General features: G+C 73.5%; 19 protein-coding genes. 14 read left to right on the top strand and 5 right to left on the bottom strand.

What is annotated here, in order from left to right:
- Positions 1-3: 3 nt before the first annotated feature.
- From ACFV04_RS24600 to ACFV04_RS24570, 7 genes are all read left to right on the top strand, one after another.
- Complete coding sequence (locus ACFV04_RS24600) at positions 4-1,395, top strand: ABC transporter substrate-binding protein (RefSeq protein ID WP_380532278.1); 1,392 nt, start codon at positions 4-6, stop codon at positions 1,393-1,395.
- 11 nt (positions 1,396-1,406) lie between these two features.
- Positions 1,407-2,348, top strand: coding sequence for a carbohydrate ABC transporter permease (locus ACFV04_RS24595; RefSeq protein WP_380532276.1), 942 nt, complete (start codon positions 1,407-1,409; stop codon positions 2,346-2,348).
- Positions 2,345-3,262: a carbohydrate ABC transporter permease gene (locus tag ACFV04_RS24590; RefSeq protein WP_380532273.1), complete on the top strand. Its 918-nt coding sequence runs from the start codon at positions 2,345-2,347 to the stop codon at positions 3,260-3,262. The genes ACFV04_RS24595 and ACFV04_RS24590 overlap by 4 nt, the downstream gene beginning before the upstream one ends.
- Positions 3,259-5,430: a beta-galactosidase gene (locus ACFV04_RS24585; RefSeq protein WP_380532270.1), complete on the top strand. Its 2,172-nt coding sequence runs from the start codon at positions 3,259-3,261 to the stop codon at positions 5,428-5,430. The genes ACFV04_RS24590 and ACFV04_RS24585 overlap by 4 nt, the downstream gene beginning before the upstream one ends.
- Positions 5,427-7,625 (top strand): trehalase family glycosidase, encoded by a 2,199-nt coding sequence (locus ACFV04_RS24580; protein WP_380532267.1) that lies wholly within the window; start codon positions 5,427-5,429, stop codon positions 7,623-7,625. Before ACFV04_RS24585 ends, ACFV04_RS24580 begins: the two co-directional genes overlap by 4 nt.
- A 42-nt stretch (positions 7,626-7,667) precedes the next feature.
- A complete protein-coding gene (locus ACFV04_RS24575; protein WP_380532264.1) occupies positions 7,668-8,393 on the top strand; it encodes a ribonuclease H in 726 nt (241 codons plus the stop codon).
- 163 nt (positions 8,394-8,556) lie between these two features.
- Complete coding sequence (locus ACFV04_RS24570) at positions 8,557-8,763, top strand: hypothetical protein (protein ID WP_360264207.1); 207 nt, start codon at positions 8,557-8,559, stop codon at positions 8,761-8,763.
- An 84-nt stretch (positions 8,764-8,847) separates the two neighbouring features.
- Here ACFV04_RS24570 and ACFV04_RS24565 read toward each other — a convergent pair whose 3' ends face one another.
- Positions 8,848-10,089 carry a hypothetical protein gene (locus tag ACFV04_RS24565; RefSeq protein WP_380532261.1) on the bottom strand — a complete coding sequence of 414 codons (1,242 nt, stop codon included), beginning with the start codon at positions 10,087-10,089 and terminating at the stop codon, positions 8,848-8,850.
- 382 nt (positions 10,090-10,471) lie between these two features.
- On the opposite strand from ACFV04_RS24565, the gene ACFV04_RS24560 reads away from it, so the two are divergent.
- Complete coding sequence (locus ACFV04_RS24560) at positions 10,472-11,206, top strand: hypothetical protein (RefSeq protein ID WP_380532258.1); 735 nt, start codon at positions 10,472-10,474, stop codon at positions 11,204-11,206.
- A gap of 85 nt (positions 11,207-11,291) precedes the next feature.
- On the opposite strand, the gene ACFV04_RS24555 is transcribed toward ACFV04_RS24560, so the two are convergent.
- Together ACFV04_RS24555 and ACFV04_RS24550 are read right to left on the bottom strand one after the other, a co-directional pair.
- Positions 11,292-11,867 (bottom strand): PH domain-containing protein, encoded by a 576-nt coding sequence (locus tag ACFV04_RS24555; RefSeq protein WP_380532255.1) that lies wholly within the window; start codon positions 11,865-11,867, stop codon positions 11,292-11,294.
- A 110-nt stretch (positions 11,868-11,977) separates the two neighbouring features.
- A complete protein-coding gene (locus ACFV04_RS24550) occupies positions 11,978-13,132 on the bottom strand; it encodes a DUF6183 family protein (RefSeq protein WP_380532252.1) in 1,155 nt (384 codons plus the stop codon).
- A gap of 162 nt (positions 13,133-13,294) precedes the next feature.
- Between ACFV04_RS24550 and ACFV04_RS24545 the strand changes: the two genes are divergently transcribed.
- Together ACFV04_RS24545 and ACFV04_RS24540 are read left to right on the top strand one after the other, a co-directional pair.
- Complete coding sequence (locus ACFV04_RS24545) at positions 13,295-14,560, top strand: YncE family protein (RefSeq protein WP_380532249.1); 1,266 nt, start codon at positions 13,295-13,297, stop codon at positions 14,558-14,560.
- 291 nt (positions 14,561-14,851) lie between these two features.
- On the top strand, positions 14,852-16,135 hold the full coding sequence (locus tag ACFV04_RS24540; protein WP_380532246.1) for a TolB family protein: 1,284 nt from the start codon (positions 14,852-14,854) through the stop codon (positions 16,133-16,135).
- On the opposite strand, the gene ACFV04_RS24535 is transcribed toward ACFV04_RS24540, so the two are convergent.
- Complete coding sequence (locus ACFV04_RS24535; protein WP_380532243.1) at positions 16,099-16,818, bottom strand: hypothetical protein; 720 nt, start codon at positions 16,816-16,818, stop codon at positions 16,099-16,101. The two genes, ACFV04_RS24540 and ACFV04_RS24535, sit on opposite strands and share 37 nt — an antisense overlap.
- 309 nt (positions 16,819-17,127) lie before the next feature.
- On the opposite strand from ACFV04_RS24535, the gene sph reads away from it, so the two are divergent.
- Both sph and ACFV04_RS24525 read left to right on the top strand, forming a co-directional pair.
- Positions 17,128-18,105 carry a sphingomyelin phosphodiesterase gene (gene sph / locus ACFV04_RS24530; protein ID WP_380532240.1) on the top strand — a complete coding sequence of 326 codons (978 nt, stop codon included), beginning with the start codon at positions 17,128-17,130 and terminating at the stop codon, positions 18,103-18,105.
- Positions 18,106-18,302: 197 nt separating this feature from the next.
- Positions 18,303-19,106, top strand: a complete 804-nt coding sequence (locus ACFV04_RS24525) for a thioesterase family protein (RefSeq protein WP_360264189.1) — start codon at positions 18,303-18,305, stop codon at positions 19,104-19,106.
- A 152-nt stretch (positions 19,107-19,258) separates the two neighbouring features.
- Here the strand turns inward: ACFV04_RS24525 and ACFV04_RS24520 are convergent, their stop codons facing one another.
- Positions 19,259-20,584 carry a radical SAM protein gene (locus ACFV04_RS24520; protein ID WP_380532237.1) on the bottom strand — a complete coding sequence of 442 codons (1,326 nt, stop codon included), beginning with the start codon at positions 20,582-20,584 and terminating at the stop codon, positions 19,259-19,261.
- Between the two features lie 633 nt (positions 20,585-21,217).
- Between ACFV04_RS24520 and ACFV04_RS24515 the strand changes: the two genes are divergently transcribed.
- Positions 21,218-22,501: a family 2 encapsulin nanocompartment cargo protein terpene cyclase gene (locus tag ACFV04_RS24515; RefSeq protein WP_380532234.1), complete on the top strand. Its 1,284-nt coding sequence runs from the start codon at positions 21,218-21,220 to the stop codon at positions 22,499-22,501.
- 60 nt (positions 22,502-22,561) lie between these two features.
- A complete protein-coding gene (locus tag ACFV04_RS24510; RefSeq protein ID WP_360264181.1) occupies positions 22,562-23,437 on the top strand; it encodes a geranyl diphosphate 2-C-methyltransferase in 876 nt (291 codons plus the stop codon).
- Positions 23,438-23,618 lie beyond the last annotated feature (181 nt).

The following is a 23,618-nucleotide window of genomic DNA, read 5'->3' as shown; positions in this document are numbered from 1 at the left end:
AAGATGTCCGCACGAACCCGGCCCGGAGAAAACCCCCAACTCACCCGTGAACAGCGGGAATTCCCTCAAGGCCCGGCCCGTCGCCGACTGCTCTCCGCCGGACTCGCCGCCGGCGCCTTGCTGATGACGGGCGCCACGGGCTGCGCCACCGGCGGCGGCGGTTCCGCGGACGCCAAACGGCTCACCGGCAGCCCGGACGCCACCGCCACCGGGAAGGTCACCGTCTGGTCCTGGGACACCGCGGCCAAGGCCCTGCAACGGCTCGGCCGGACCTTCGAACAGGCCCACCCCGGAACGACCGTCGAGGTCGTGGACATCGGCTACGACAACGCCTACGACAAGATCACCGTCGGGCTCGGCGCCGGCAGCGGACTGCCCGACGTCCTCACCGTCGAGGGCCACAAACTGCCCAGCTACATCGGCAACTTCCCGAACGCCCTGGTCGACCTCACCGACCGGGCCCGCGGACTGGAGAGCCAGTACCCGAAGGACTCCTGGCGCGCCGTGACGGACGCCGGGGGCCGGGTCTTCGCGCTGCCCTGGGACAGCGGCCCGTGCGCCCTGTTCTACCGGCGCGACCTCTTCCGGCAGGCCGGCGTCGACCCGGCCGCCCTCGCCACCTGGGACGACTACCTCTCCGCCGGCACCGCCCTCAAGTCCGCCACCGGCAGGAAACTGCTCATCCTCGACGGCAAACGGGACAGCCTCTTCGCCCAACTGCTCCAACAGCAGGGCCAGGCCTGGTTCGTGGACGGCAAGGTGGCCGTCGCCTCACCCGCCGCCGAACGCGCCCTCACCCTGCTGAAACAGCTGGTCGACCGTGACCTCGTCGACTTCGAGAACGGCTGGGACGGCCTGGTCTCCGGCACCCACGACGGCAAGGCCGCCACCACCCCCACCGCCGCCTGGTGGGACGGCACCCTCACCACCGAACTGGCCGACCTCAGCGGCAGGTTCGGCGTCGTACCGCTGCCCGCCTTCACTCCCGGCGGACCCCGCACCTCCAACAGCGGCGGCTCCACCCTCTGCGTCACCGCGCAGAGCCGGAACCCGGAGACCGCCTGGGCCTTCCTGTCCCACCTGCTCGCCGACAAGGCCAACCAGGCCTCGATGATGCAGCACGAAGGACTCTTCCCCGCCTTCCTCCCGGCCCTGGACGACCCCTGGTTCCAGCAGCCCGCCCCCTACTACGCGGGCCAGCCCGTCATGCGGCTGTTCGCCGACCTCACCCGCGCCGTCCCCACCGTCGAGCGCACCGCCGACGACGCCAAGGCCGGCGACATCGTCACCACCGCCGTCAACCAGGTGCTGCACAACGGCGCCGACCCGGGCACCGTGCTGCGCTCCGCCGCCCGCCAGATCGCCGCCGCGACCGGCCGCCAGCCGGCCGCGTAGGAGCGGACGCCATGACCAGCAGCGTCCCCGTCCGCCTGCGCAAGCCGGACCGCGCAGCCGCCCCCGCGACCGCGACCGCCCGCCGACGGCGCCCCCCACACCGGGCGGCCGCCTGGCTGTTCGCCGGGCCCACCGCCGCGCTCTTCACCGCCTTCTTCGCCTACCCGCTCGGCGCCAGCCTCTACCAGAGCTTCACCGCCCGACGCGACGGCGTCGACGTCTGGGTCGGCCTGGACCAGTACCGTCGGATGCTGCACGACCCGGCCTTCCTGCAGTCCCTGACCAACACCGGCCTGATCCTCGCCGTCCAGGTCCCGGTCATGATCGGACTGGCCCTGGTGCTCGCCGTCCTGCTCAACCAGTCCTGGCTGCGGTTCCGGGCCGGGTGGCGGGCGGTGTTCTTCCTGCCCGCGATCACCACCCTGGTCGCCTACGCCGTCGTCTTCCAGGTCCTGCTGCGCACCGACGGAGGCCTGGCCAACCAACTGCTCCAGTCGCTCGGCCTCGGCCCGGTCGACTGGCTCAACTCGCCGACCTGGGCCAGGATCTCGCTGATCGGCTCGGTCACCTGGCGCTGGACCGGCTACAACGCCGTCATCCTGCTCGCCGGCCTGCAGGCGATCGGCCGCGACCAGTACGAGGCCGCCGCCCTCGACGGCGCCGGAACCGTGCGCACCCACACCGGGGTGATCCTGCCGCAACTGCGGCCCGTCGTGCTGTTCTGCGTCGTCACCTCCACCATCGGCACCCTCCAACTCTTCGACGAGAACTACGTGCTGACCCGAGGCGGCCCCGGCGACGCGACCCTCACCCCGGTCGTCTACCTGTACAAGGTCGGCTTCCAGCAGCTCGACTTCGGCTACGCGGCCGCCATCGCCTGGACCGTGGTGCTGATCATCGCGGCCGTCTCGCTGCTCCAGTTCCGGCTCTACGGAAGGGAACGCCGCCGATGACCACGCCGCCGGAACGGAACGGAGAACCACCCACGGCAGCACCGCCGGAGCGGAACGAGAGGCCGACGGCCGGCCCGCGGCCGGCCATCCCGCTGCCCGCCCGCCTCGGCCGCGCCGCCGTCCTCGGCGCCCTCGCCCTCGGCGCCGCCGTCAGCCTGCTGCCCTTCGCCTGGATGCTGATCGCCGGAACCCACAGCAGCTCCGAACTCTTCCACTCCCCGCCGCCGTTCCTGCCCGGCGGCGAACTGCTGCGCAACCTGGCCCGCCTCCAGCAGAGCGTCGGCTTCGGCCGGGTGATGCTCAACAGCCTCGGCATCGCCGCCGTCCACACCGTGCTCAGCTCGCTGCTGTCCGCGATGTGCGGCTACGGGCTCGCCAAGTACCGCTTCCGCGGCCGCGGCCTGCTCCTCGGCCTGGTGCTGGCGACCATGATGATCCCATTGCAGGTGCTGCTCGTCCCGCTGTTCCAGATGATGGCCGACCTCGGCTGGATCGACAGCTACCAGGCCGTCGTCCTGCCCTTCCTCGCGAACTCCTTCGGCATCCTGCTGATGCGCCAGGGCTTCCTGGACTTCCCCGACGAACTGCTGGAGTCCGCCCGGATCGACGGCTCCGGCGAACTGCGCACCTTCTACCGGGTCGTCCTGCCGTGCGTGCGGCCGCAGTTGGGCGCGCTGATGATCTTCACCTTCATGGGGCAGTGGAACAGCTTCATCTGGCCGCTGCTGATGCTCGACACCCAGGACCGGTACACCGTGCCGGTCGCCCTCAACACCCTGACCGGACTGACCCACGTCGACCACTCCGGCCTGATGCTCGGCTCCCTCCTGGCCACCCTCCCGCTGATGCTGCTCTTCCTGCTCTTCCAGCGGCAGTTCGTGGCCGGCCTGCTGGGCGGAGCGCTGAAAGGATGACCGTGGACCGTCTCACCCGGGTGCCCGGCCTGCTGTACGGCGGGGACTGGAACCCCGAGCAGTGGCCCGAACAGGTGTGGGCCGAGGACGTGAAACTCATGGCCGAAGCCGGGGTCAACCTGGTCACGGTCGGCGTCTTCTCCTGGGCCCGCCTCCAACCCGACGCCCACCGCAGGGACTTCGGCTGGCTGGACCGCCTGCTCGACCTCGTCCACCGGCACGGCATCGCCGTCGACCTGGCCACCGCCACCGCCTCGCCGCCCGCCTGGCTGGTCCGGGCCCACCCCGAACTGCTGCCGGTCACCGCCGACGGCGTCCGGCTGGAGTTCGGCTCGCGCCAGCACTACTGCCCCTCCTCGACCGCCTACCGGGCCGCCGCCGTCCGGCTCACCCGGATGCTCGCCGAGCGCTACCGCGACCACCCGGCCCTCGCCCTGTGGCACATCCACAACGAGTACGGCGACCACGTCCAGGAGTGCTTCTGCCCCGCCTCCGCCGCCCACTTCCGCCAGTGGCTGCGCGAACGGCACGGCACGATCCAGGAGTTGAACCGCTCCTGGGGCACCGCCTGCTGGTCCCAGCACTACGGCTCCTTCGAGCAGATCGAGCCCCCGCGCACCGCACCCGGCCCGGTCAACCCGACCCAGCTGCTGGACTGGCGCCGGTTCTGCTCGGACGCGCTGCTCGCCCTGCACCGCGCCGAGAAGGCCGTCCTCGACGAGGTCTCGCCCGGCGTGCCCGTCACCACCAACTTCATGTCGATGCTCAAGGCCCTCGACTACTGGGAGTGGAGCCGCCACGAGGACCTCGTCGCCGACGACGCCTACCCCGACCCGGCCGACCCCCGCGCCCACGTCAACGCCGCCATGAACTACGACCTGATGCGCTCCCTCAAGGGCGGCCGGCCCTGGCTGCTGATGGAACAGGCCCCCTCCGCCGTCAGCTGGCGGCCGGTCAACCTGCCCAAGCGCCCCGGCCTCTACCGCCTCTGGTCCCTGCAGGCCCTGGCCCGCGGCGCCGATGGCATCCTCCACTTCCAGTGGCGCGCCGCCTCCGCCGGCGCCGAGAAGTTCCACAGCGCCATGCTCCCGCACCGGGGCACCGCCTCGCGCGGCTGGCAGGAGACCGTTCGCTTCGGCGCCGAACTGCGCCGGCTCGGCGAACTCGCCGGCAGCCGGCTGCGCGGGCGCACGGCCGTGCTGCTCGACTGGGAGAGTTGGTGGGCCCTGGAGCTGGACGACCACCCCTCCGCCCGGATGCGCTGGCTCGACCTGCTCCGACCCTGGTACGCGGCCCTGTACGACCGCGGCGTCACCGTCGACTTCGTCCCGCCCACCGCGGACCTCGGCGGCTACCCGCTGGTGCTCGCCCCCAACCTCTACCTGCTCGACACCGCCACCGCCGACCGGCTCACCGCCCACGTCCGGGCCGGCGGCCACCTCGTCTGTGGCCCGTTCAGCGGCATCGCCGACCGGCACGACCACATCCACCCCGGCGGCCACCCCGGCCCGCTGCGGGACCTGCTCGGCCTCGTCGTCGACGAGCACTGGCCGATCCCGGACGGGACGCGCACCACCGTGACGCTCGGCGGCGCCGAACTCCACGCCGCGCACTGGAGCGAGTGGATCGAGACCGAGGGCGCCGAGACCCTCGCCCGCTACACCTCCGGCGATCTGGCCGGCCTCCCGGCCGTCACCCGCCATCGGTACGGCACGGGCAGCGCCTGGTACCTCAGCTGCCACCTCGGCGCCGACCTCGGCCGGGTGCTCGACCTGCCGCTCGCCGAGGCCGGGGTGCACGCCGAACTGCCGGGCCTGCCGCCGGACGTCGAAGCCACCTGCCGCCACGGCGCCGACGGCACCCGGTACCTCTTCCTGCTCAACCACGGCCCGGTCGAACGCCGGGTACCCCTCGCCGCGCCCGGCCCCGGCCCGTCCACCGGCCCCGGCCCGTCCACCCCTACCGACCGGAACACCGCCGCCGACCTGCTCGCCGGCACCGACCTGCTCGCCGCCGCCGACCTGCTCGCCGGCACCGACCTGCTCGCCGCCGCCGACCTGCTCGCCGGCACCGACCTGCTCACCGGCACCGCCGTCGCCGCCGCCGTGACCCTGGCGCCGCTCGGCGCCGCCGTCCTCCGACTCCCCGCCGCCGAGGAGCGCCCGTGAACCCGCTGACCCGCCGCCGCCTCCTGGCCGGCTCCGCCGCCCTCGCCGCCGCCGGCACCCTCGTCCCACCCGTCGTCCCGGCCGCGGCCGACACGCCCGACGACCCCGCCGACCCCGCGGAGCCCCACCCGGCCGGGCCCGACGACCGCTACGCCGACGTCCTCGACCTGCACGGCACCCCCACCCAGGCCTACCCGGGCGACCCGGACGGCACCAACCCGATCACCGTCTTCGCCGACCTCGGTGCCTGGCACGCCTACGCCCTGCCCCGCCCCACCGACCCGCCCGGCGGCTTCACCGGCCCGCTGTACGTCGCCCAGGAGTACCCCTGGTGGCTCAGCGACGGCCTCACCCGCCTCCACCTCACCGAACAGGGCCGCGCACTCGACCTCACCGCCGGCGGCCCGCCGCGCGGCACCTCGCTGCCCGGCCTGCTCCGCCTCTCCCACGACCTCGGCGACGGCCTCACCCTCACCCTGGAGCTGCGCTTCGCGGGCAACCGCACCGCCCTGATCCGCGCCCGCCTCACCAACGGCGGGGCCGCCGCCCGCACCCTGCGCGCCGCCTGGACCGGCACCCTGCTGCGGCCCGCCACCGGCCCGCAGCGCAACGCGCCGCAGCTGGTGGCGGGCGGGCGCGGCGCGGAGGTCCGCTTCGCGCGCGTCCGGCAGACCTGGGACTACCTGACCGACGGCACCGAGCGCTTCGTCGTCCGCCACGCCCAGCCGGTCCGGGTCACCGTGAACGGCGACGGCCACCGCACCGACCTCGCCGACCCGGTACGGCTGGCGCCCGGGCGCTCCCGCACCCTGGACTGGACCGAGAGCTACACCTTCACCGACGCCGAGCACGACCGGACGGCGGCCGAGGCCGACGCCGCGCTGCGCGCCCCCGAGCGGGTCGCCGCGGCCGGTGCCGCCCGCTGGGCCGGGTACGTCGCCCGCGCCACCGAGGGCGTCCCCGCCGCCCGCCGCCGCACCGCCGTGAAATGCGTGCAGACGCTGGTCACCAACTGGCGCAGCCCCGCCGGCCGGATCCGGCACGACGCCGTCACGCCCACGCTGTCCTACAAGTGGTTCAGCGGGGTCTGGGCCTGGGACACCTGGAAGCAGGCCGTCGGCACCGCCGTCTTCGCGCCCGGCCTGGCCGCCGACCAGATCCGGTCGGTGTTCGACCACCAGGTCCCGCCCGGGTCCGCCGACCGCCCGCAGGACGCCGGGATGGTCCCGGACTGCGTCTTCTACAACGACCCGGGCACCGGCGGCGGCAACTGGAACGAGCGCAACTCCAAGCCCCCGCTGGCCGCCTGGGCGGTGTGGGAGGTCTACCGGCGCAGCGGCGACCGCGCCTTCCTGCGCGAGATGCTGCCCCGGCTGACCGCCTACCAGGACTGGTGGTACCGCACCCGGGACCACCACGGCGAGGGCCTGTGCGAGTACGGCGCGACCGTCGACCCGGCCAACGCCACCCCCGAGGACTGCCGGCAGGCGGCCGCCTGGGAGTCCGGCATGGACAACGCCCCGCGCTTCGACGCCGCCACCGTGGTGCCCAACCGGGACGCGGCCGGGACGCTGCTCGGCTGGTCGCTCACCCAGCGCTCGGTCGACCTCAACGCCCACCTGGCCGCCGACCACCGCCACCTGGCCGCGATCGCCGCCGAACTGGGCGACCGGGCCGGCGCCGAGCGGCTGCGCGCCCGGGCCGGGCGAATCGACGCCGCCGTGCGCGACACCATGTACGACCCGGTCGGCGGCTGGTTCCACGACACCGACCTGGCCACCGGCGCCCGGCTCACCGACCGCGGCCGGGGCATCGAGGGCGTGCTCCCGCTCTGGTCCGGCAGCGCCACTGCCGCCCAGGCCCGTGCGGTGCGGCGGCTGCTGCTCGACCCGGCGGAATTCGGCACGCCGCTGCCCTTCCCGACGGTCGCCCGCAGCTCGGCGGCCTTCGACCCGGCCGGGTACTGGCGCGGGCTCGCCTGGCTCGACCAGACCTACTTCGCGGTCGAGGGCCTGCGCCGGTACGGCTGGGACGGGGACGCCCGCCGTACGGTCGAGCGGCTGCTGGCCACCGCCGCCGGGCTCGCCGGTGACGGTCCGCTGCGGGAGAACTACGACCCGCTGACCGGGGAGGGGCGCAACGCGACCAACTTCAGCTGGTCGGCGGCGCTGCTGCTGCCACTGCTGCGGGAGTGAGCGGCTTTGGCTCCGGGCCGTCCGACCGGGCATGATCGGAGCATGGTCGAACGAGTCATTGCAGCGTGTGACGGAGCAGCCAAGGGCAACCCGGGCCCGGCGGGCTGGGCGTACGTGGTGGCGGACGCCGCCGGGGCGCCCCAGCGCTGGGAGGCCGGGGCGCTCGGGCGCAGCACCAACAACGTGGGCGAACTGACGGCGCTGCAGCGGCTGCTGGCGGCGACCGACCCGGCCGCTCCGCTGGAGGTGCGGCTGGACAGCACCTACACCCGCGACTCGGTGACCAAGTGGCTGAAGGGCTGGAAGCGCAACGGCTGGAAGACGGCGGCCGGCAAGCCGGTCGCCAACCAGGAGCTGATCCAGTCGATCGACGCGCTGCTGGAGGGCCGGGACGTCACCTTCGTCTACGTCCCGGCCCACCAGGTGGACGGCGACCCGTTGAACGCCATCGCCGACAAGGCCGCCAGCGACGCCGCCCGCACCCAGCAGGACGCCGCCGGCACCGCCGCCGACCTCCCCGAGCCGGACCCGGCCGCCGCCGTCAAGCCCCGCACCACCCGGGGCGGCACCCGCGCCGCGGCCGGCGGCGGCACGTCCGGCGGCACCGGCGGCACCGCCGCGAAGCGCGGCTCCTCGGGCACCTCCCGCACCCTCGCCGCCCGCTACCCGGGGACCTGCCCGTGCAGCCGTCCGTACGCCAAGGGCGACAAGATCACCAAGGTCGGCAGCAGCTGGGGCCACCCGGAGTGCGTCGCCGCCCACGCCTGAGCCGGGCCCGCCCGACCAGGCCCCGCCCGGCCGCCTGACCAGGCCCCGCCCGCCCGACCAGGCCCCGCCCGCCCGACCAGGCCCGCCGGAACCGTTCACACCTGAGTCATCGGCCGCCGCGCGCCGTATGGATGGGTGGGAGTTCGGGAGGAAGGTGAGCGCGGTGATCGTCTCGGAGACGGCGGAGTTCCACGTCGGGGACCAGGTGTGGGTCTACCGCGAGTCGTCCTACGCCGCGGTCGAGAGCGCCGTCGTCGAGGCCGTGCCGGAGGACCGGAGCCTGCGGCTGGTGTTCGCGGACGGTCGCCGTGGCCATCTGCGCTCGGGGCGGGTCGAGGTGCCGGCCCGTCGTTCCGGGCGGGTGGCGTAGAAACGGAACGCGACCGGCCGGCCGCATTGTCGCGGCCGGCCGGTCGGTCGTGGTGGAGCAGTGGAGCGGTGGAGCGGTGCGGCGTCAGCTCGGCTGCGACAGCTCCTTGATGTCCTCGAAGCTCATGCCGAGCGCGTTGAACGCGCGGGCCTGGGACTCCGGGACGCCGAGCTTGGCGAGCTCCTTGAGCTGGGCGTCGGTGAGCGGGGCCGCGGCGGTGGCCGGGCCGTCCGCGGGGTCGAGGCCGCCACCGGGGCCGGCGGCGAGGCCGAGCACCGCCTTCATGAGGTCGGCGCTGGTGAGCTTCACCGCGCCGGCCGGGGCCTGGACGTCCGGGGCCGACTGGTTGAAGGCGAGCTTCACCGGGAAGTTGACGCCCGGCCCGGCCTTGCTCGCCAGCTGGGCGAGGTCGAAGGTGGCCGAGGAGAAGGCGCCGTTCTTCAGGTAGAGGTCGACGCCGACCTTGCGGTCCGGGACGTCGCTCGGCGCCTGGGTCGGGAACTTCTTGAACTGCTGCGGGAACTTGTCCGCGACCGGCTTGACGGCCTTGAACAGCTCGTCCACCAGCTGACGGGCCGGGGCGCTCACCCAGATGTGCTCGGCGCCGTCCTTCTTGCCCTTGTCCTCGTACGTGACGGTGCGGCCGATCACGTCCTTGAGCGAGTTGAGGAGCTGCCTGGCGGCCTCCGGGTCGGCGGTGGGCGCGGCGCTCGGGGCGGCCTTCCCGCCGTCGTTCTTCTTCGCCTCGTCGGCGAGCTCCTGGAGGTCGAGCGAGACCCACGTGCCGGCCAGCGCGTCCTTGACCGCGCCCAGGTCCGCGGGCAGGTCCTTGCTGACGGCGTCCACCTCGGACGGGTCCTCGCCGATCAGCTTGACCAGGCCCTTGGCGTCGACGTGCAGGTAGCCCTTGGCGTCGACCTGGCGGTACTCCAGCAGCGCGGCACCGCTGTGGTCGGAGAGCACGTAGGAGAGGCGCACCGACTTGTCGAGCGTCAGGTCCTTGTTCGCGGTCGAGCCCTTGGCCTCCTTGAAGGCCTCCAGCTCCTTGAGCGGCTTGTCCGCGGAGACCGCGACGGCGAGGGTGAGCCCGGACATCGCCTTGGCGCTCTTCTCGTCCACGCCGCCGTCGCCCTTGTCCGCGGTGGCCTTGGCGAAGGCGACGATCTGCTCCGGGGTGGCGTCGATGGAGAGCGCGAAGCCGGCCGACTTCCCGTCACCGACCTTGTCGAAGGCCTTGGACACCTTCTGGGCGGCGGAGAGCTGCTCGACGGTGCCGCAGGCGGCGAGGCCGGTGGCGAGGACGGATGCGGTGACGGCGACGGGCATCGCACCGCGGGCGGCCTTGCGGATGGCGGTGTTGATGGTGCAACTCCTGTGTGACTGGGCCCGGTCGGTGGACCGGAGCCTCCCTCCCCTGTGGCGTGCAGCGCCACAGCGTTCACACATCCGATCACACTATCGGCAAGCCGTCACACGATTATTTGGCACAGGCTTTAACCGATCCGGCGGAGAACAGCCGTGACGGCCTGCTACGTGCCCGGCTCGGCGAAGGCGGGAGCGGGGCCGCGGAGGCCCGTCGACCATGCCGAACGATGGCAGAACCTTTGCCGGGAAAGGGTGTTCAGGGCCCGATCACCACCTGTTAGCCTCAGCCGATTTCCCGCCGGGCAAGGTCGGCGGACACGACGGGGTAAGAGGTACCGAAAGCATGGCAATACGCCGGGCGAAGCAGAAGGCCCAGGTCATCGAGAAGCTCTCGCAGGTGGCACCGCCGGGGGAGACCTTCATCGCGTGCGTGCACGTGGAGACCGGCCCCAGCCCGTGGCTCAACGCGGTGTTCGACGAGGTGCCGCTGCTCGGCCTGATCGTCGCACTGACCCGCCAGTTCTACTTCCTGACGCTCACCAACAGCTCGATCGTGGTCAACACGGCCAGCCGCTGGACCAACCGCCCCGGCGAGGTCGTCGCGGTCTTCCCGCGGCACGCCCTCCCGGTCAGCCGGGTCAAGCGGGCCTCGATCTGGAGCTCGATGTACCTGCAGCTGCCCAACGCCGCCAAGCCGACCCGCCTGAACATCCACCGCTACTGGCGCGCCGAACTGGACCAGCTGAGCACCGCCTTCCCGCCCGGGTCGATCGACCCGTCCTCGCAGCCGTTCGAGCTCGCGCCCAAGGGCATGCCGTACCCGGGTCAGCAGGGCCAGCCGTTCCCGCAGCAGCAGGCCTACCCGGCGCCGCCGGCGCAGCCGTACCCGCCGCAGCAGGGCCAGCCCTACCCGCCGCAACAGCCCTACCCGGCACAGCCGTACCCGCAGCAGCAGGCCTACCCGGCGCCGCCGGCCCAGCCGTACCCGCCCCAGCAGCCGTACCCGCCGCAGCAGGGTCAGCCGTACCCGCCGCAGGCGCCGTACGGCGGCCAGCCGGGCCACCCCGCGCAGCGGTGACCCCGCCCCGGGCGGCCTGAAGGCGGCCTGAACACGTGTCGGCCCCGGCTCCCGCGAGGGAACCGGGGCCGATCGGCTTCGCCGGCTACGGCTGCTGCAGGACGACGATGACGACGAAGGAGACGGCGACGATGACGAGCCCGAGGAGCAGACCCACCACGGTGGGCGTCAACCGGTCCCGGAACTGCTTCTCCGGGCGGATGCGCTGCGTCGCGTGGGTGCTGTACTCCCACCAGTTCACCACCTGCTGGAAGTTCACCCCGAAATCGGCCGCCGGGTAGATCGCGCTGGTCTGGAGTCCCGGCAGCGAGCGGCGCCGCCCGTCGGTCAGGAAGATCCGTGCGGCGTGCGACGTCATGCCGTTGCCCTTGGTCTCCCGCACGTCGACCCAGCGGATGTCCTGCCACGGGTAGGTGCGGCCGCGCCCGATGCCCCAGCAGACGGTGACGCCGTCGGCGCCGACCCGGCTCCAGGACCGCCAGCCCACCGCGAAGCCCGCACCTCCGAGCACGAGCGTCCCGAGGACCAGCCAGAGCGTGGAAAGGGCGCCCAACTTCATCCCGCCGAAGACGAGTTGGAGGGTGAGCACGGCGAGCAGGGGTGCGAGATTCGACCACGAGGGCCGGAACAGGTCTTTCCCCCGGAAGATCAGTTCGTTCACACGGCGCACACTACGCCTGGGTTCGCGGGGTGGAGAAGGGGGGTGGGGCGTCGCCTGCGACACCACCCGCCCCGGCGGTCGGACGCTCCGCCGGTCCCGCATCGCGCCGGTCAGCCCCCGTCGTAGTCGGTGGCGGCCAGGACGGCCAGACGGCGGCGGTCGCGGGTGACCGTCAGCAGGGCGAAGTCCATGCCGTCCTGGTTGAACCAGTCGCCGGAAGCCTCGAAGGCGTACCAGTCGCACCCGCGGGCCCGCTCCGCCACCTCGGGGACCGGGGTTCCCTCGGGGGCGCCGACCAGGGCCGTCAGCGAGCGCCAGGCGGCCAGCCGGCCGTAGGCGCCGTACCACCACCCGTCGCTGCGGCCGCCGCCGAGGGACGCCGCACCGAAGAGGCGGGACCAGGCCTCCGCCGCCGAGCCCGGGACGACCGTCAGCCGGTCCGGTGCGGCCGGCACGTCCACCAGGCAGTCCAGCGGCAGCGCGGCCAGCAGCGGGTGGACCGCCGGCCGCCCGGTGAGCGGCTCGCCGAGGAGGAAGACGGCCGACTCCACCCGCCCGTAGGACCGCCCCGCCCAGCGCTCCACCGCCGCGGTGAGGGCCGGCTCGTCGGGCCCCCGGTGCACCGCCGGCGCCGGGGCCGGTGCCGCGTGGCCGACCGGCAGCGGCCTGCCGTCCGGCAGCCCGTACCGGACGCCGTACGCGGCGCCGCCGCGGGAGTACCGGGGCAGCCTCGGCTCGCCCTCCAACGGCATCAGCGACCAGGGCAGCAGGGCGAGCGGGTGCCCGGCCCAGGAGGGCGAGGACTCCGCCCAGGCCACCGCCTCGGGCAGCTCGGCGATCGGTGCGCCCCGGAGCGCCGACTCCTGGACCAGGCAGGCCCGCAGCTCGTCCGGGGCGTCGTCGTGCGCCCGGCCGGGCGCGTACAGCACCGCCAGGTCCGCGGTGCTCTGGTGGGCGGCCAGTACGGCGGCCGCCCGGCGGACCGACCGTCCGGTGCGCGGGCCGTCGGCGAGGCCGAGCCGCACCGCGTGCGCCACGTTCTCCCGCCCGGGCGTGGTGACGAGGTCCCAGAGGATCCGGTCGAACAGGTACCGGTGCTCGGCGCCCTCCTCGCCCGACCCGTAGCGGGCGTGCAGCGCGGCCGCGACGTCGGCCAGGTAGCGGGTGTCCCCGCGCCCGAGGTGCTCGTCGAGGAGCCGGCAGACGTCCCCCACGAACTCCCGGCCGGCCAGTCCGTCGACGAGCCGCTCGATCTTCTCCGTCATGCGGGCGAGCCTACGGGTCGGGCCTGCGGGGTGGGCCCGCGGTGCCGGACGGAACGAACCGCTGCCGACGTCTTGTCAGGCGGCCCGGCCCTCCCTACCGTCGAGTGGCAAAGCTGACAGACCGTCTCACAAGACGTCGTGCCACCCCGCGAAGGAGCGACGATGCCCAGGACAGGTCCCCGGCGCCGGTTCGGCGCCCGCCCCCTCTGCACGCTCGTGGCGGCCCTCGGCCTGCTCGCCCCGGCCGCCGCCACCGGAACCAGCGCCGCCGCCGCACCGGCCCTGCGGGAGGTGATGTTCGTCGGCAACAACTGGGACGGCACCGCCGACGTGATCGAGTCCTCCGGCGCCCTCACCAAGGTCGGGCGGATCGACGTCATCCCCGACAAGGACCAGCGGCTCGCCGAGATCTACCTCGACCCCGTGAAGCTGGCCTTCTTCCTCGGGGTGCGGCTCGGCCCCGGCGAGGGCCACGACCAGTTCGTCGACGACATGTACAGCACGCCGGACGGCACCGCCGTGGTCGTCTCCCGGCCCAGCTTCGCCGATGTGGTCTCCCTGGACCTCGCCACCGGCCGGATCAACTGGCGCTTCCCGGTGGCGGGTTACCGCGCCGACCACATGGCGCTCTCGCCGGACGGCACCCGGGTGGCGGTCTCCGCCTCCACCGCGAACACGGTCCACCTGCTGGACGTCCGCACCGGCGCCGAGCTCGGCTCGTTCCACACCGGGGACAAGCCGCACGAGAACATCTTCACCGACGGCGGCCGGCAGCTGTGGAACATGTCCATCGGCAACGTCGAGACCGCCCTGGACGCGCCGTGGCTGGACTGGACGAAGGGCGACCGGCACATCACCGTCGTCGACGCGGCCACCCTGGCCCCGGTCCGCGTGATCGACATGCGCAAGCGCCTCGACGACGCCGGCCTCGGCGGCCTGTCCAACGCCGTCCGGCCCGCCGTCTTCTCCCCGGACGGGACCCGGCTCTACTTCCAGGTGTCGTTCTTCAACGGCTTCCTGGAGTACGACGTGGCGGCCGACCGGATCACCCGGGTGAAGACCCTGCCCGTCGGCCCGGCCGCCGGCACGGACCGCACCACCTGGCCCAACGACTCCCGCCACCACGGCCTGTCGATGAGCCCGTCGGGCGACCGGATCTGCGTCGCCGGCACGGTGGACGACTACGCGACGGTGGTCGACCGCGCCACCCTCCAGGAGGGGCCGCTGGTGCCCGCGTCCAAGCCGTACTGGGCGACGGTGAGCGGCGACGGCAGGTCCTGCCTGATCTCGGAGAGCGGCGCCGACCGGGTCACCGCGATCGACTTCGCGACCGGGCTCAGGACCGCCTCGGTCGCGGTCGGCCGGCACCCGCAACGGGTCCGGCTCGGCCACGTGCCCACCGGCTGGACCGGCCCCACGACGAGGTAGCCCCGCACGGACCGGGTGCCGCCCGTGGCTCCCGGCCCCGCCCCCGCATCCGCCGCCGCACCCGACAGGCCTGCGCCGCCCAGCCACCCGACAGGCCTGCGCCGCCCACCCAGCCACCCGGCCGGGTGCGCGGGCGCCGGGTGCGTGGGCGGCGTGTCGGAGAGTTGGCGGAATCGTGTCCCTCACAACGGCGGCCCCGTTGACCGCCGGTCCGCCGGAGGGTTGGCTCGGCCCGGAGCGGCCGCGCGGGGGCGGGAGGCGGGGCGGCCCGGTCGAAGGGGAGGAAACGTCATGAAGACCACGACGGTACGGGCGGTCTGCGTCCTGGCGGCCACGCTGCTGGCGGGCACCGCGGCGCCGGCCGCGCAGGCGCAGCCCGCCCCCGTGCGGGACGACACCGTTCGGGTGAACCTCGCGCCGGACGGCACGCCCGCCGACGACTGGTCCGAGCCCCTCGGACTGAGCGCCGACGGCCGCTACGCCCTCTTCACCTCGCTGGCCTCGAACCTGGTGCCCGGCGACACCAACCGCCTGTACGACGTCTTCGTCCGCGACCTGTGGACCCGGCGCACCGAGCGGGTCAGCCTCGCCGACGACGGGGCGCAGCTGGACGGTTCGACCGTCCAGGCCGCGATCAGTGCCGACGGGCGGTACGTCGCCTTCAGCAGCGACGCCCGGAACGCCGTCCCGGGGCAGCCCGGCAGCGGCCGCACCGACGTCTACGTCCGCGACCGCAGCACCGGCCGCACCGAGCGGCTCACCGCCGGCAGCGGCGTCGGCAACTCGCTCGGGCCGGTGATCAGCGCCGACGGCCGCTACGTCGCCTACTCCTCGGACCGCGCCGACCTCGCCCCCGGGGTCGGCCCCGGCACGGCGAACATCTACCTCACCGACCGGTGGACCGGCAGCACCCGGCTGGTCACCACCGGCCACGACGGCGCCCCCGCCGACGGCAGCTCGGTCGAGCCGTCCCTCAGCGCCGACGGCCTGACCGTCGCCTTCCGCTCGAAGGCGGCCAACCTGGCGGCGCCCGCGTCGTCCCCGGTGCAGGCCGCGCCCGTGCCCGCTCCGGCGAAGCCCGCGCCGTCCCGGCAGCTCTTCCCGCTCTACGCGTACGACGCGCGCACCGGCCGGATCCAGGGCGCGAGCATCGACGCGGGCGGCACCCTGCGTGACGCGGTGCGCCAGGCCCGGCTGAGCCCCGACGGGCGGTTCGCGCTGTTCCGGGTGTTCCAGCCGGACCAGGGCGTCACCCGGGTCGCCCTCTACGCCCGGGACCTGCGCGCGGGCACGGTCACCGAGGTGGCCGCCGACGGCACCCAGCCGGCCGTCATGACGGCCGACGACCGCTGGGTCTACTTCGCCTCGGACGTCGGCACCCTGGTGCCCGGCGACACCAACGGCGTCGCGGACGTCTTCCGCCGCGACCTGTGGACCGGCCGGGTGGAGCGCGTCGGCACCGCGGCCGGCCCGTCCTCCGCACCCGCCGTGGACGCGTTCGGCACCACCCTGGTGTTCGGCGCCCTGGACGGTGGCCGTCAGGACGTCCTCGCCCGCCACCTGTCGCTGTTCTGACCGGCCCCCGCCGTCGGCTCCCGGAGGGTGCGGCGCGCCGCGACCAGGGTGAGCAGGCTCCACAGGACGGCGGCCGCGGCGCTGACCCAGACGCCGCTGCCGCGGAAGGCGAGGTCGTCGTCCAACGGGGCCGGCGGGGCCCAGCCCTGCGGGTCGACCAGCACGTTCATGGTGGTGCCGACGTCGGACCTGCCCGAGCAGCCGAAGCCGCCGACCGTGCCGTGCGGCAGCGGCTGCCCGTCGGCGCGGCGGATGTCGCAGACCCAGCTCACCCGCCCGCTGCGGTCCTTGGAGCTGTGGGCGCCGGTGACCACGACCGCGGTCTCCACCCCGCGGTGGGCAGTGATCTGCGCGCGGATGCTCGCCGTCGGAAGCACCATCAGCAGCACACCGAGCAGGACGGCCGGCCAGATCACCCAGCCGCGCGCCCGGATGAATCCCAGCCCGATGACACCGGCGGTGAACACCAGGAACGCGGGGATCGTGCAGAGGACCTGGTAGTCCGGGTCGGTGGCGATCGCCAGCAGGCCGATCACCGGCACCGGGGTGAATCCCACCAGCCACGCCGTGCGGCGGACGGCCCGGGGTGACAGTTCCGGCGACGGGCGCCGGCGGACCCGCTTGGGCGGCGGGACCACCCCCGGGGCGAGCGGTCGCTTCTGCTTCTTCTTCCTGCCTGCCATGGAGCCCCCGTTCGGTCGTGCCTGGTGCGGTGCCCGGTTCCGTGCTGCCTGCCTGCCTGCCTGCCGCCGGGCGGGCGGCCGGGCGCGCCCGTTCCCGTGCCTGCGCCAGTGTGACCGCAGCCCCGGCCGCCCGGAAGGGCGGGTACCGGACCGCCGCACCCGGTGAGCCTCCGTCAGACCGTTCGTACAGGAGTTACCGACGAGTTCACCAGGCGCTCGTCCGACGTCTTGCGGGCCGTGCCGACGGGCACGTTGGATACACGACATCCCGCCACCCGACGGGTCCACGACACGCCCCACGGAGCCCAGATGCCGCTGCCGTCCGTCCGCCGTGCCCTCGCCGCCGGCGCCGCCGCCACCGTGATCGCCGCACTCGGCGCGGCCCCCGCCTCGGCCGAGGGCGCGCCCGTGACCGCGCCCCCGCTCGACGTGCTCACCTACAACGTGTTCCTGATGAGCACCTCGCTCTACCCCAACTGGGGCCAGCAGTACCGGGCGCAGGCGATCGCCTCGGCGGACTTCTTCCAGGGCCACGACGTGATCGTGCTGGAGGAGGCCTTCGACAACGCGGCCTCCGACGCGCTGACCGCCAGGGCCTCGGCCGCGTACCCGTACCACACGCCCGTGGTCGGGCGCTCCACCGGCGGTTGGGACGCGACCTCCGGCAGCTACAGCTCCACCACCCCCGAGGACGGCGGCGTCACGCTGCTCAGCAAGTGGCCGATCCTGCACAAGGAGCAGTACGTCTACAAGGACGCCTGCGGCTCCGACTGGTTTTCCAACAAGGGCTTCGCCTACGCCGTCCTGGACGTCGACGGCCGCCGCACCCACGTGATCGGCACCCACCTGCAGTCCACCGACTCGGGCTGCTCCAGCGGCCAGGCGGCGGACATCCGGGCCAGGCAGCTCACCGCGATGCGCACCTTCATCGACGCCAAGCGGATCCCGGCCGACGAGCCGGTCGTCCTCGCGGGCGACCTCAACATCGACTCCCACGGCTCCGAGTACCAGGCCCTGCTGACCAACGGCAACCTCGCGCCGGCCTCCGCCCGCACCGGCTGGCCGTACTCCTTCGACACCGCCGACAACTCCGTCGCCGCCTACCGCTACCCGGGCGAGCCGAAGGAGGACCTCGACTACGTCCTCTACCGGGCCGACCACGCCCGCCCGCAGCAGTACACCAACCAGGTCGTCCGGGTGCACAGCGCGCCCTGGACGGTGAGCAGCTGGGGCAAGAGCTACACCTACACCGACCTCTCCGACCACTACCCGCTCGCCGCGCACTGACGCACCGCCGGTACGGGACCGGGCCGCCGGGCGCGGGCACCGTCCGGGGGTGCGTCAGTGGACGTGGTGTGGGATGCGTCACCGTCACGCCCCGGAGGCGGTTCGGCCCCTTACGATCCTGAACGCCGAGGTCAGGCGCCGTCGTACCCCGACGGCGCCCGCCCGGTGTCCAGCGATCGGCCCGAGGAGAAGCGCACGTGTCCACCCCCACCACCGCGCCCGACAGCTACTACCAGCGCACCGGCGAGAACCGCTACAAGCCCACCGCCCAGGCCCAGGGCGCCTGGCACCCCGACGAGCAGCACTTCAGCCCGCTCGGCGGCCTGATCGTCCACGCGATCGACCGGTACCGGGCGGACCGCCCCGGCAACGGCCTCGCGCTGGCCCGGATCAGCTTCGACATACTCGGCCTGATCGCCCTCGACGAGGTCGAGGTCACGGTGGAGACCGTGCGGCCCGGTCGCACCATCGAGCTGGTCGAGGCCACCGTGGTGATCGGGGAGCGCGCCGTCGTCCGGGCCCGCGCGTGGTTCCTCGCCGAACTCGACACCACGGCCGTCGCCGGGACGCACGAGGAGCGGCTGCCCGCGCCCGAGGAGTTCGAGCCCTGGGCGATGAGCGGGATGTGGGGCGGCGGCTACATCTCCTCGATCGACGTCCGCCACCGGGCCACCGCCCCGGGCCGCGCCGCCGCCTGGATCTCCACCCCGGTCGAGCTGGTCGCCGGGGAGGCCGGCAGCCCGCACGCCTCCTTCGTCGCCCTGGTGGACACCGCCAACGGCATCGCCGCCCGGCAGGATCCGACCGAGTGGATGTTCCCCAACACCGATCTGACGATCCACTTCTTCCGCCGCCCCGAGGGCCGCTGGACCGGCCTGGACACCACCGTCAGCTTCGGCCCGGCCGGCCACGGCGTCACCAGTACCGTCCTGCACGACGAACTGGGCCCGCTGGGCCGCGCCGAGCAGATCCTCACCGTCCGCCCGCAGAGCGGGAGTTGACGTCCGGATCGGTCGAGCGGATCGAGGGCGCCGGGCCGGCCGCGCAGGCGCTCGGCCGCTGACCCGACGGGGAGCCCGGCGGCGCCACCGCGAGGGGCGGCGCCGTCGGGGCGGGCGCCCGGACTCGCCCGCCCGGGCTCACGCGGGCGGGCTCAGCCGGGCAGCGAGTCCATGAAGGAGCTGACGGAGAAGACCGCCTTGCCCGGACCGGCCGGTCCGTAGCCGGGCGGGGAGGAGAGGCCGAACTCCTCCAGGGTCGCGCGGTAGGTCTGCAGCAACCGGATGTGGTACTCCAGCGGCGCGCCCTGCGGGTTGGCCTTGCCGAGCGGGGTGGTGGGCTCGGGGCACCAGGTGGTGAAGCGCGGGACCACGCCGTGGGACATGAAGTAGCGCAGGCCCTCCTCGGTGGAGGCGATCGCCTCGTCCACGGTGGTGAAGCCGAAGGGTTCGGCCATCTCCACGCCCGCGACGAAGTTGGGGATCACGTTCTCCGGGCCGAACACCTCGGTGGAGTCGAGGATCCGGCGGTGCCACTCGTCGCGGCCGACGTAGCGCTCCTTGCCCGGGCAGTAGAGCTCGAAGAGCCGCTTGTCCCACACCTCGAAGTTGGGGTGGTAGATCCGCACGCCGTAGTCGTGGAAGCGCTGGACGTCCTCGCGCGGCAGCGCCTGCGCCACGACCTTGCCGATCCACCGCCCCGGGAAGCGTTCCTCGATGGCCTTGGCGTACCGGCCGTAGAAGTCGGCCTCGTCCCGGCCGCCGACCTGGGAGGTGATCGCCCCGCCGGTGAGGGTGTACGCCCGGGAGGTGCGGGCGGTGTCGTACCGGTCGATCAGCGCCAGCGCCTCCAGCACCTCCTCGACCGGCTTGACCCCGGTGTACGGGCGGCCGGCGGCCTTGTGCTGGCGCCAGTTGTGGTTGATGTCGCAGTACTGGCACTCCTCCTTGGCGCCGAAGTACTGGCAGACCCGGAACACCGTGAGGTAGATCAGGTAACCCCACTGGATGGTCGGGGCGACCTCCATCACGGACTTCCCGTTGGCGAGCGTGTGCCGGTAGTAGTCGGGCATCGGCGGCAGGCCGACGTCGGCGATCCGCGAACCGTCCAGGTAGAGGCCGAGCGTCCCGTCCTCGCCGGCACCGACCCGGTACGGCGAGTCCGGGTTGACCCGCACCGACACCACCGTGCGGCGCAGCCCGTACGGCCCGCCGGTCAGCACGACCTCCTCCGGCGGCCGGTTGAGCGCGGCGGCACCCAGTTCGGGCAGGGTGCGGTGGTCGAAGGAGAAGATGAAGTACGACTTGGGCTTGACCTCACCGCCCCCGTCGGCGCCCGCGCTGCCGCTGAGCGCGGACTCGTCGAAGGCCATGCCGCCGCGCAGCAGGTCCTCCTTGATCACCGCCTCCCGGGGCACGTCGGGATAGCGCTCCATGAGCCCCTCGACGAGTGCGGTACGGCTGTGGGCCTGGCTCTCCATGCGCTGGTCTTCCTTCCTGGCCCCGATCCTCCACGGCGCCGTGCCCATTGTTCTTCCCCTTACGCGGTCGGCCGCGCACCGGTCGCCCGGGGAAGATCCATCCGGGCGGCGCCGGCGGGTCATTCGCCGTCGAACGGCCGCCGTCGGAAGGGCGAGGTGTGCCCGACGCGAGCGGGACACGACGGTGGCGCCGGGTTGACGCGGTGCGCGGGCGGGTCGGGCCCGACGGTCCGGTTCCGGGGCGCCGGGGCGCCGGGGCGCGGGGCGGACCGATGCATGACAGGGGCGTCCTCAAACGCCGGCAGCACGAACGTTCACCCTATCGGGTGTAGAAGATCGTCCGGTGCGTTCCGGAACGCACCTGCGCGCCTACGGTGGGGAACCGAGTCGGACGGGCCCCGGCGCCCGGAGTCCCACGGCCCGGAGTTCCCTTCACGGCGGGCCGTATGACGGTCCGTCATATCGTGCGATCCTTCCCAGAGGAGGCTTCATGCCCCTGCGTGTCAGACCGGACTCACCACCCGGGCCCGCCACCCCGGCGGTGGGCTCATGAGCTCCCCGGCGATCGATCGGATCCTGCGCGGACCTACCGGACTGGGCACCGCCGGGCTGCAGTTGAGTCCGGAGGCTACGGTGCCGGAGGCCGTGACGCCGGAGCCCCCGACGCTGCAGGCCGTGACACCGGAGGTCGCGGCGCCCGAGGTCGCGGCGCCCGAGCTGCCGGTCCCCGAGGTCTCGACTGCGGAGGCCCCGGTGTCCGAGGCCCCGGTGTCCGAGGCGGTGGTGCCCGACGTCCGGGTGCCCGACGCCCCCGACCTGCCCGGTCCGGCCCTGCGGGTCCCCGCCCTGCACGTTCCCGCGCTGCCCGGGCTGTCCGGTCCGGCCGTCCCCGGGGCGGCTGCGGCCGCCGAGGCACCGAGCGGCGGCAAGCCCAGGACCGGCGACCCGATCCCCGGTCTCTACCACCACCCGATCGCCGAGCCCGACCCGGCCCGGGTGGAGGCGCTCAGCCTGAAGATCAAGGCCTGGGCGATCGACGAGATCGAGCTCTACCCGCCGGAGTGGGAGAAGGACTTCGACGGGTTCTCCACCGGGCGCTACATGGTGGCCTGCCACCCCGACGCGCCCAGCGTCGACCACCTGATGCTCGCGGCCCGCCTGATGGTGGCCGAGAACGCGGTGGACGACTGCTACTGCGAGGACCTCGGCGGATCGCCGGTCGGCCTGGGCAGCCGCCTGCTGCTCGCGCACACCGCGCTCGACCCCCTGCACACCACGCCGGAGTACCACCCGGCCTGGGAGGCGTCGCTGTCCGAGGACCCGCCCCGCCGGGCGTACCACTCGGCGATGCAGTACTTCACGCACGCCTCCACGCCCTCCCAGTCGGACCGCTTCCGGCACGACATGGCGCGGCTGCACCTGGGGTACCTGGCCGAGGCCGCCTGGGACGAGACCGACCACGTCCCGGAGGTGTGGGAGTACCTGGCCATGCGCCAGTTCAACAACTTCCGCCCCTGCCCGACGATCACGGACACCGTGGGCGGCTACGAGCTGCCCGCCGACCTGCACGCGCTGCCCGCCATGCAACGGGTGATCGCGCTGGCCGGCAACGCCACCACGATCGTCAACGACCTGTACTCGTACACCAAGGAGCTGTCCAGCCCCGGACTGCACCTGAACCTGCCCGTGGTGATCTCCGAACGCGAGGGCGTCCCGCGCAAGGAGGGCTACCTGAAGGCCGTCGAGGTCCACAACGACCTGATGCGCGCCTTCGAGGCCGAGGCGGCCGCGCTGGCCGTCGCCTGCCCGGTGCCGACACTCGTACGGTTCCTGCGCGGCGTGGCCGCGTGGGTCGACGGCAACCACTACTGGCACCGGACCAACACCTACCGGTACACCCTGCCCGACTTCTGGTGACCGCCCCGCCGGCACCACCCGTTACCCGTTGACCATCCGTGAGAACCCTGGAGTTGACCCATGTCCCTGACCGACGACCTCACCACCTCCGGCACCATCCCGGGCCCCGCGACTCCGTACCAGGGCGACATCGCACGCTACTGGGACCACGAGGCTCGCCCGGTGAACCTTCGTCTGGGCGACGTCGACGGCCTCTACCACCACCACTACGGCATCGGCGAGATCGACCGCGCCGCGATCGGCGACCCGGCCGACAGCGAGCGGGAGAAGAAGGTGATCGCCGAGCTGCACCGCCTGGAGTCCGCCCAGGCCGACGTGCTGCTCGACCACCTCGGTGACATCCCGGCCGACGGCACCCTGGTCGACGCCGGCTGCGGCCGGGGCGGTTCGATGGTGATGGCCCACCAGCGCTTCGGCTGCCGGGTCGAGGGCCTGACCCTCTCCACCCAGCAGGCCGACTTCGGCAACAAGCGCGCGGCCGAGCTCGGCATCGGCGACTTCGTCCGGTCCCGCGTCGCCAACATGCTGGCGATGCCCGTCGAGACCGGGACGGTCGCGGGCTCCTGGAACAACGAGTCCAGCATGTACGTCGATCTGCACGACCTGATGGCCGAGCACTCCCGGGTGCTCAGCGTCGGCGGCCGCTACGTGACCATCACCGGCTGCTGGAACCCGCGCTACGGCCAGCCGTCGAAGTGGGTCTCGCAGATCAACGCCCACTTCGAGTGCAACATCCACTCCCGCCGCGAGTACCTGCGGGCGATGGCCGACAACCGCCTGGTGCCCCAGGCCGTCATCGACCTGACCCCGGACACCCTGCCGTACTGGGAGCTGCGGAACACCACCTCGCTGGTCACCGGCATCGAGGAGGCGTTCATCGAGTCCTACAAGGACGGCTCGTTCCAGTACGTGCTGATCGCGGCCGACCGGGTCTGATCCGGGTCCGCTCGGGACCGTTCCGGCTCCGGTCCGGGTCCGATCCGTTCCGGGCCCGGCGCCGGTCCGGGCCCGGAACCGCCGGTACGGCTCGACGGTGGCCTCCCCGCGCGCGGGGGGGGGGGGCCCGCGGTTGGTGGGGGGGGGCCCCGGCCGGCCGGGGGTGGTTTGGTTGGTGTGC

Source organism: Kitasatospora sp. NPDC059599, assembly GCF_042735125.1.
Lineage (GTDB): Bacteria > Actinomycetota > Actinomycetes > Streptomycetales > Streptomycetaceae > Kitasatospora.
Note: the sequence above shows the minus strand (reverse complement) of the source record. Positions and strands in the feature narration are given on the sequence as shown.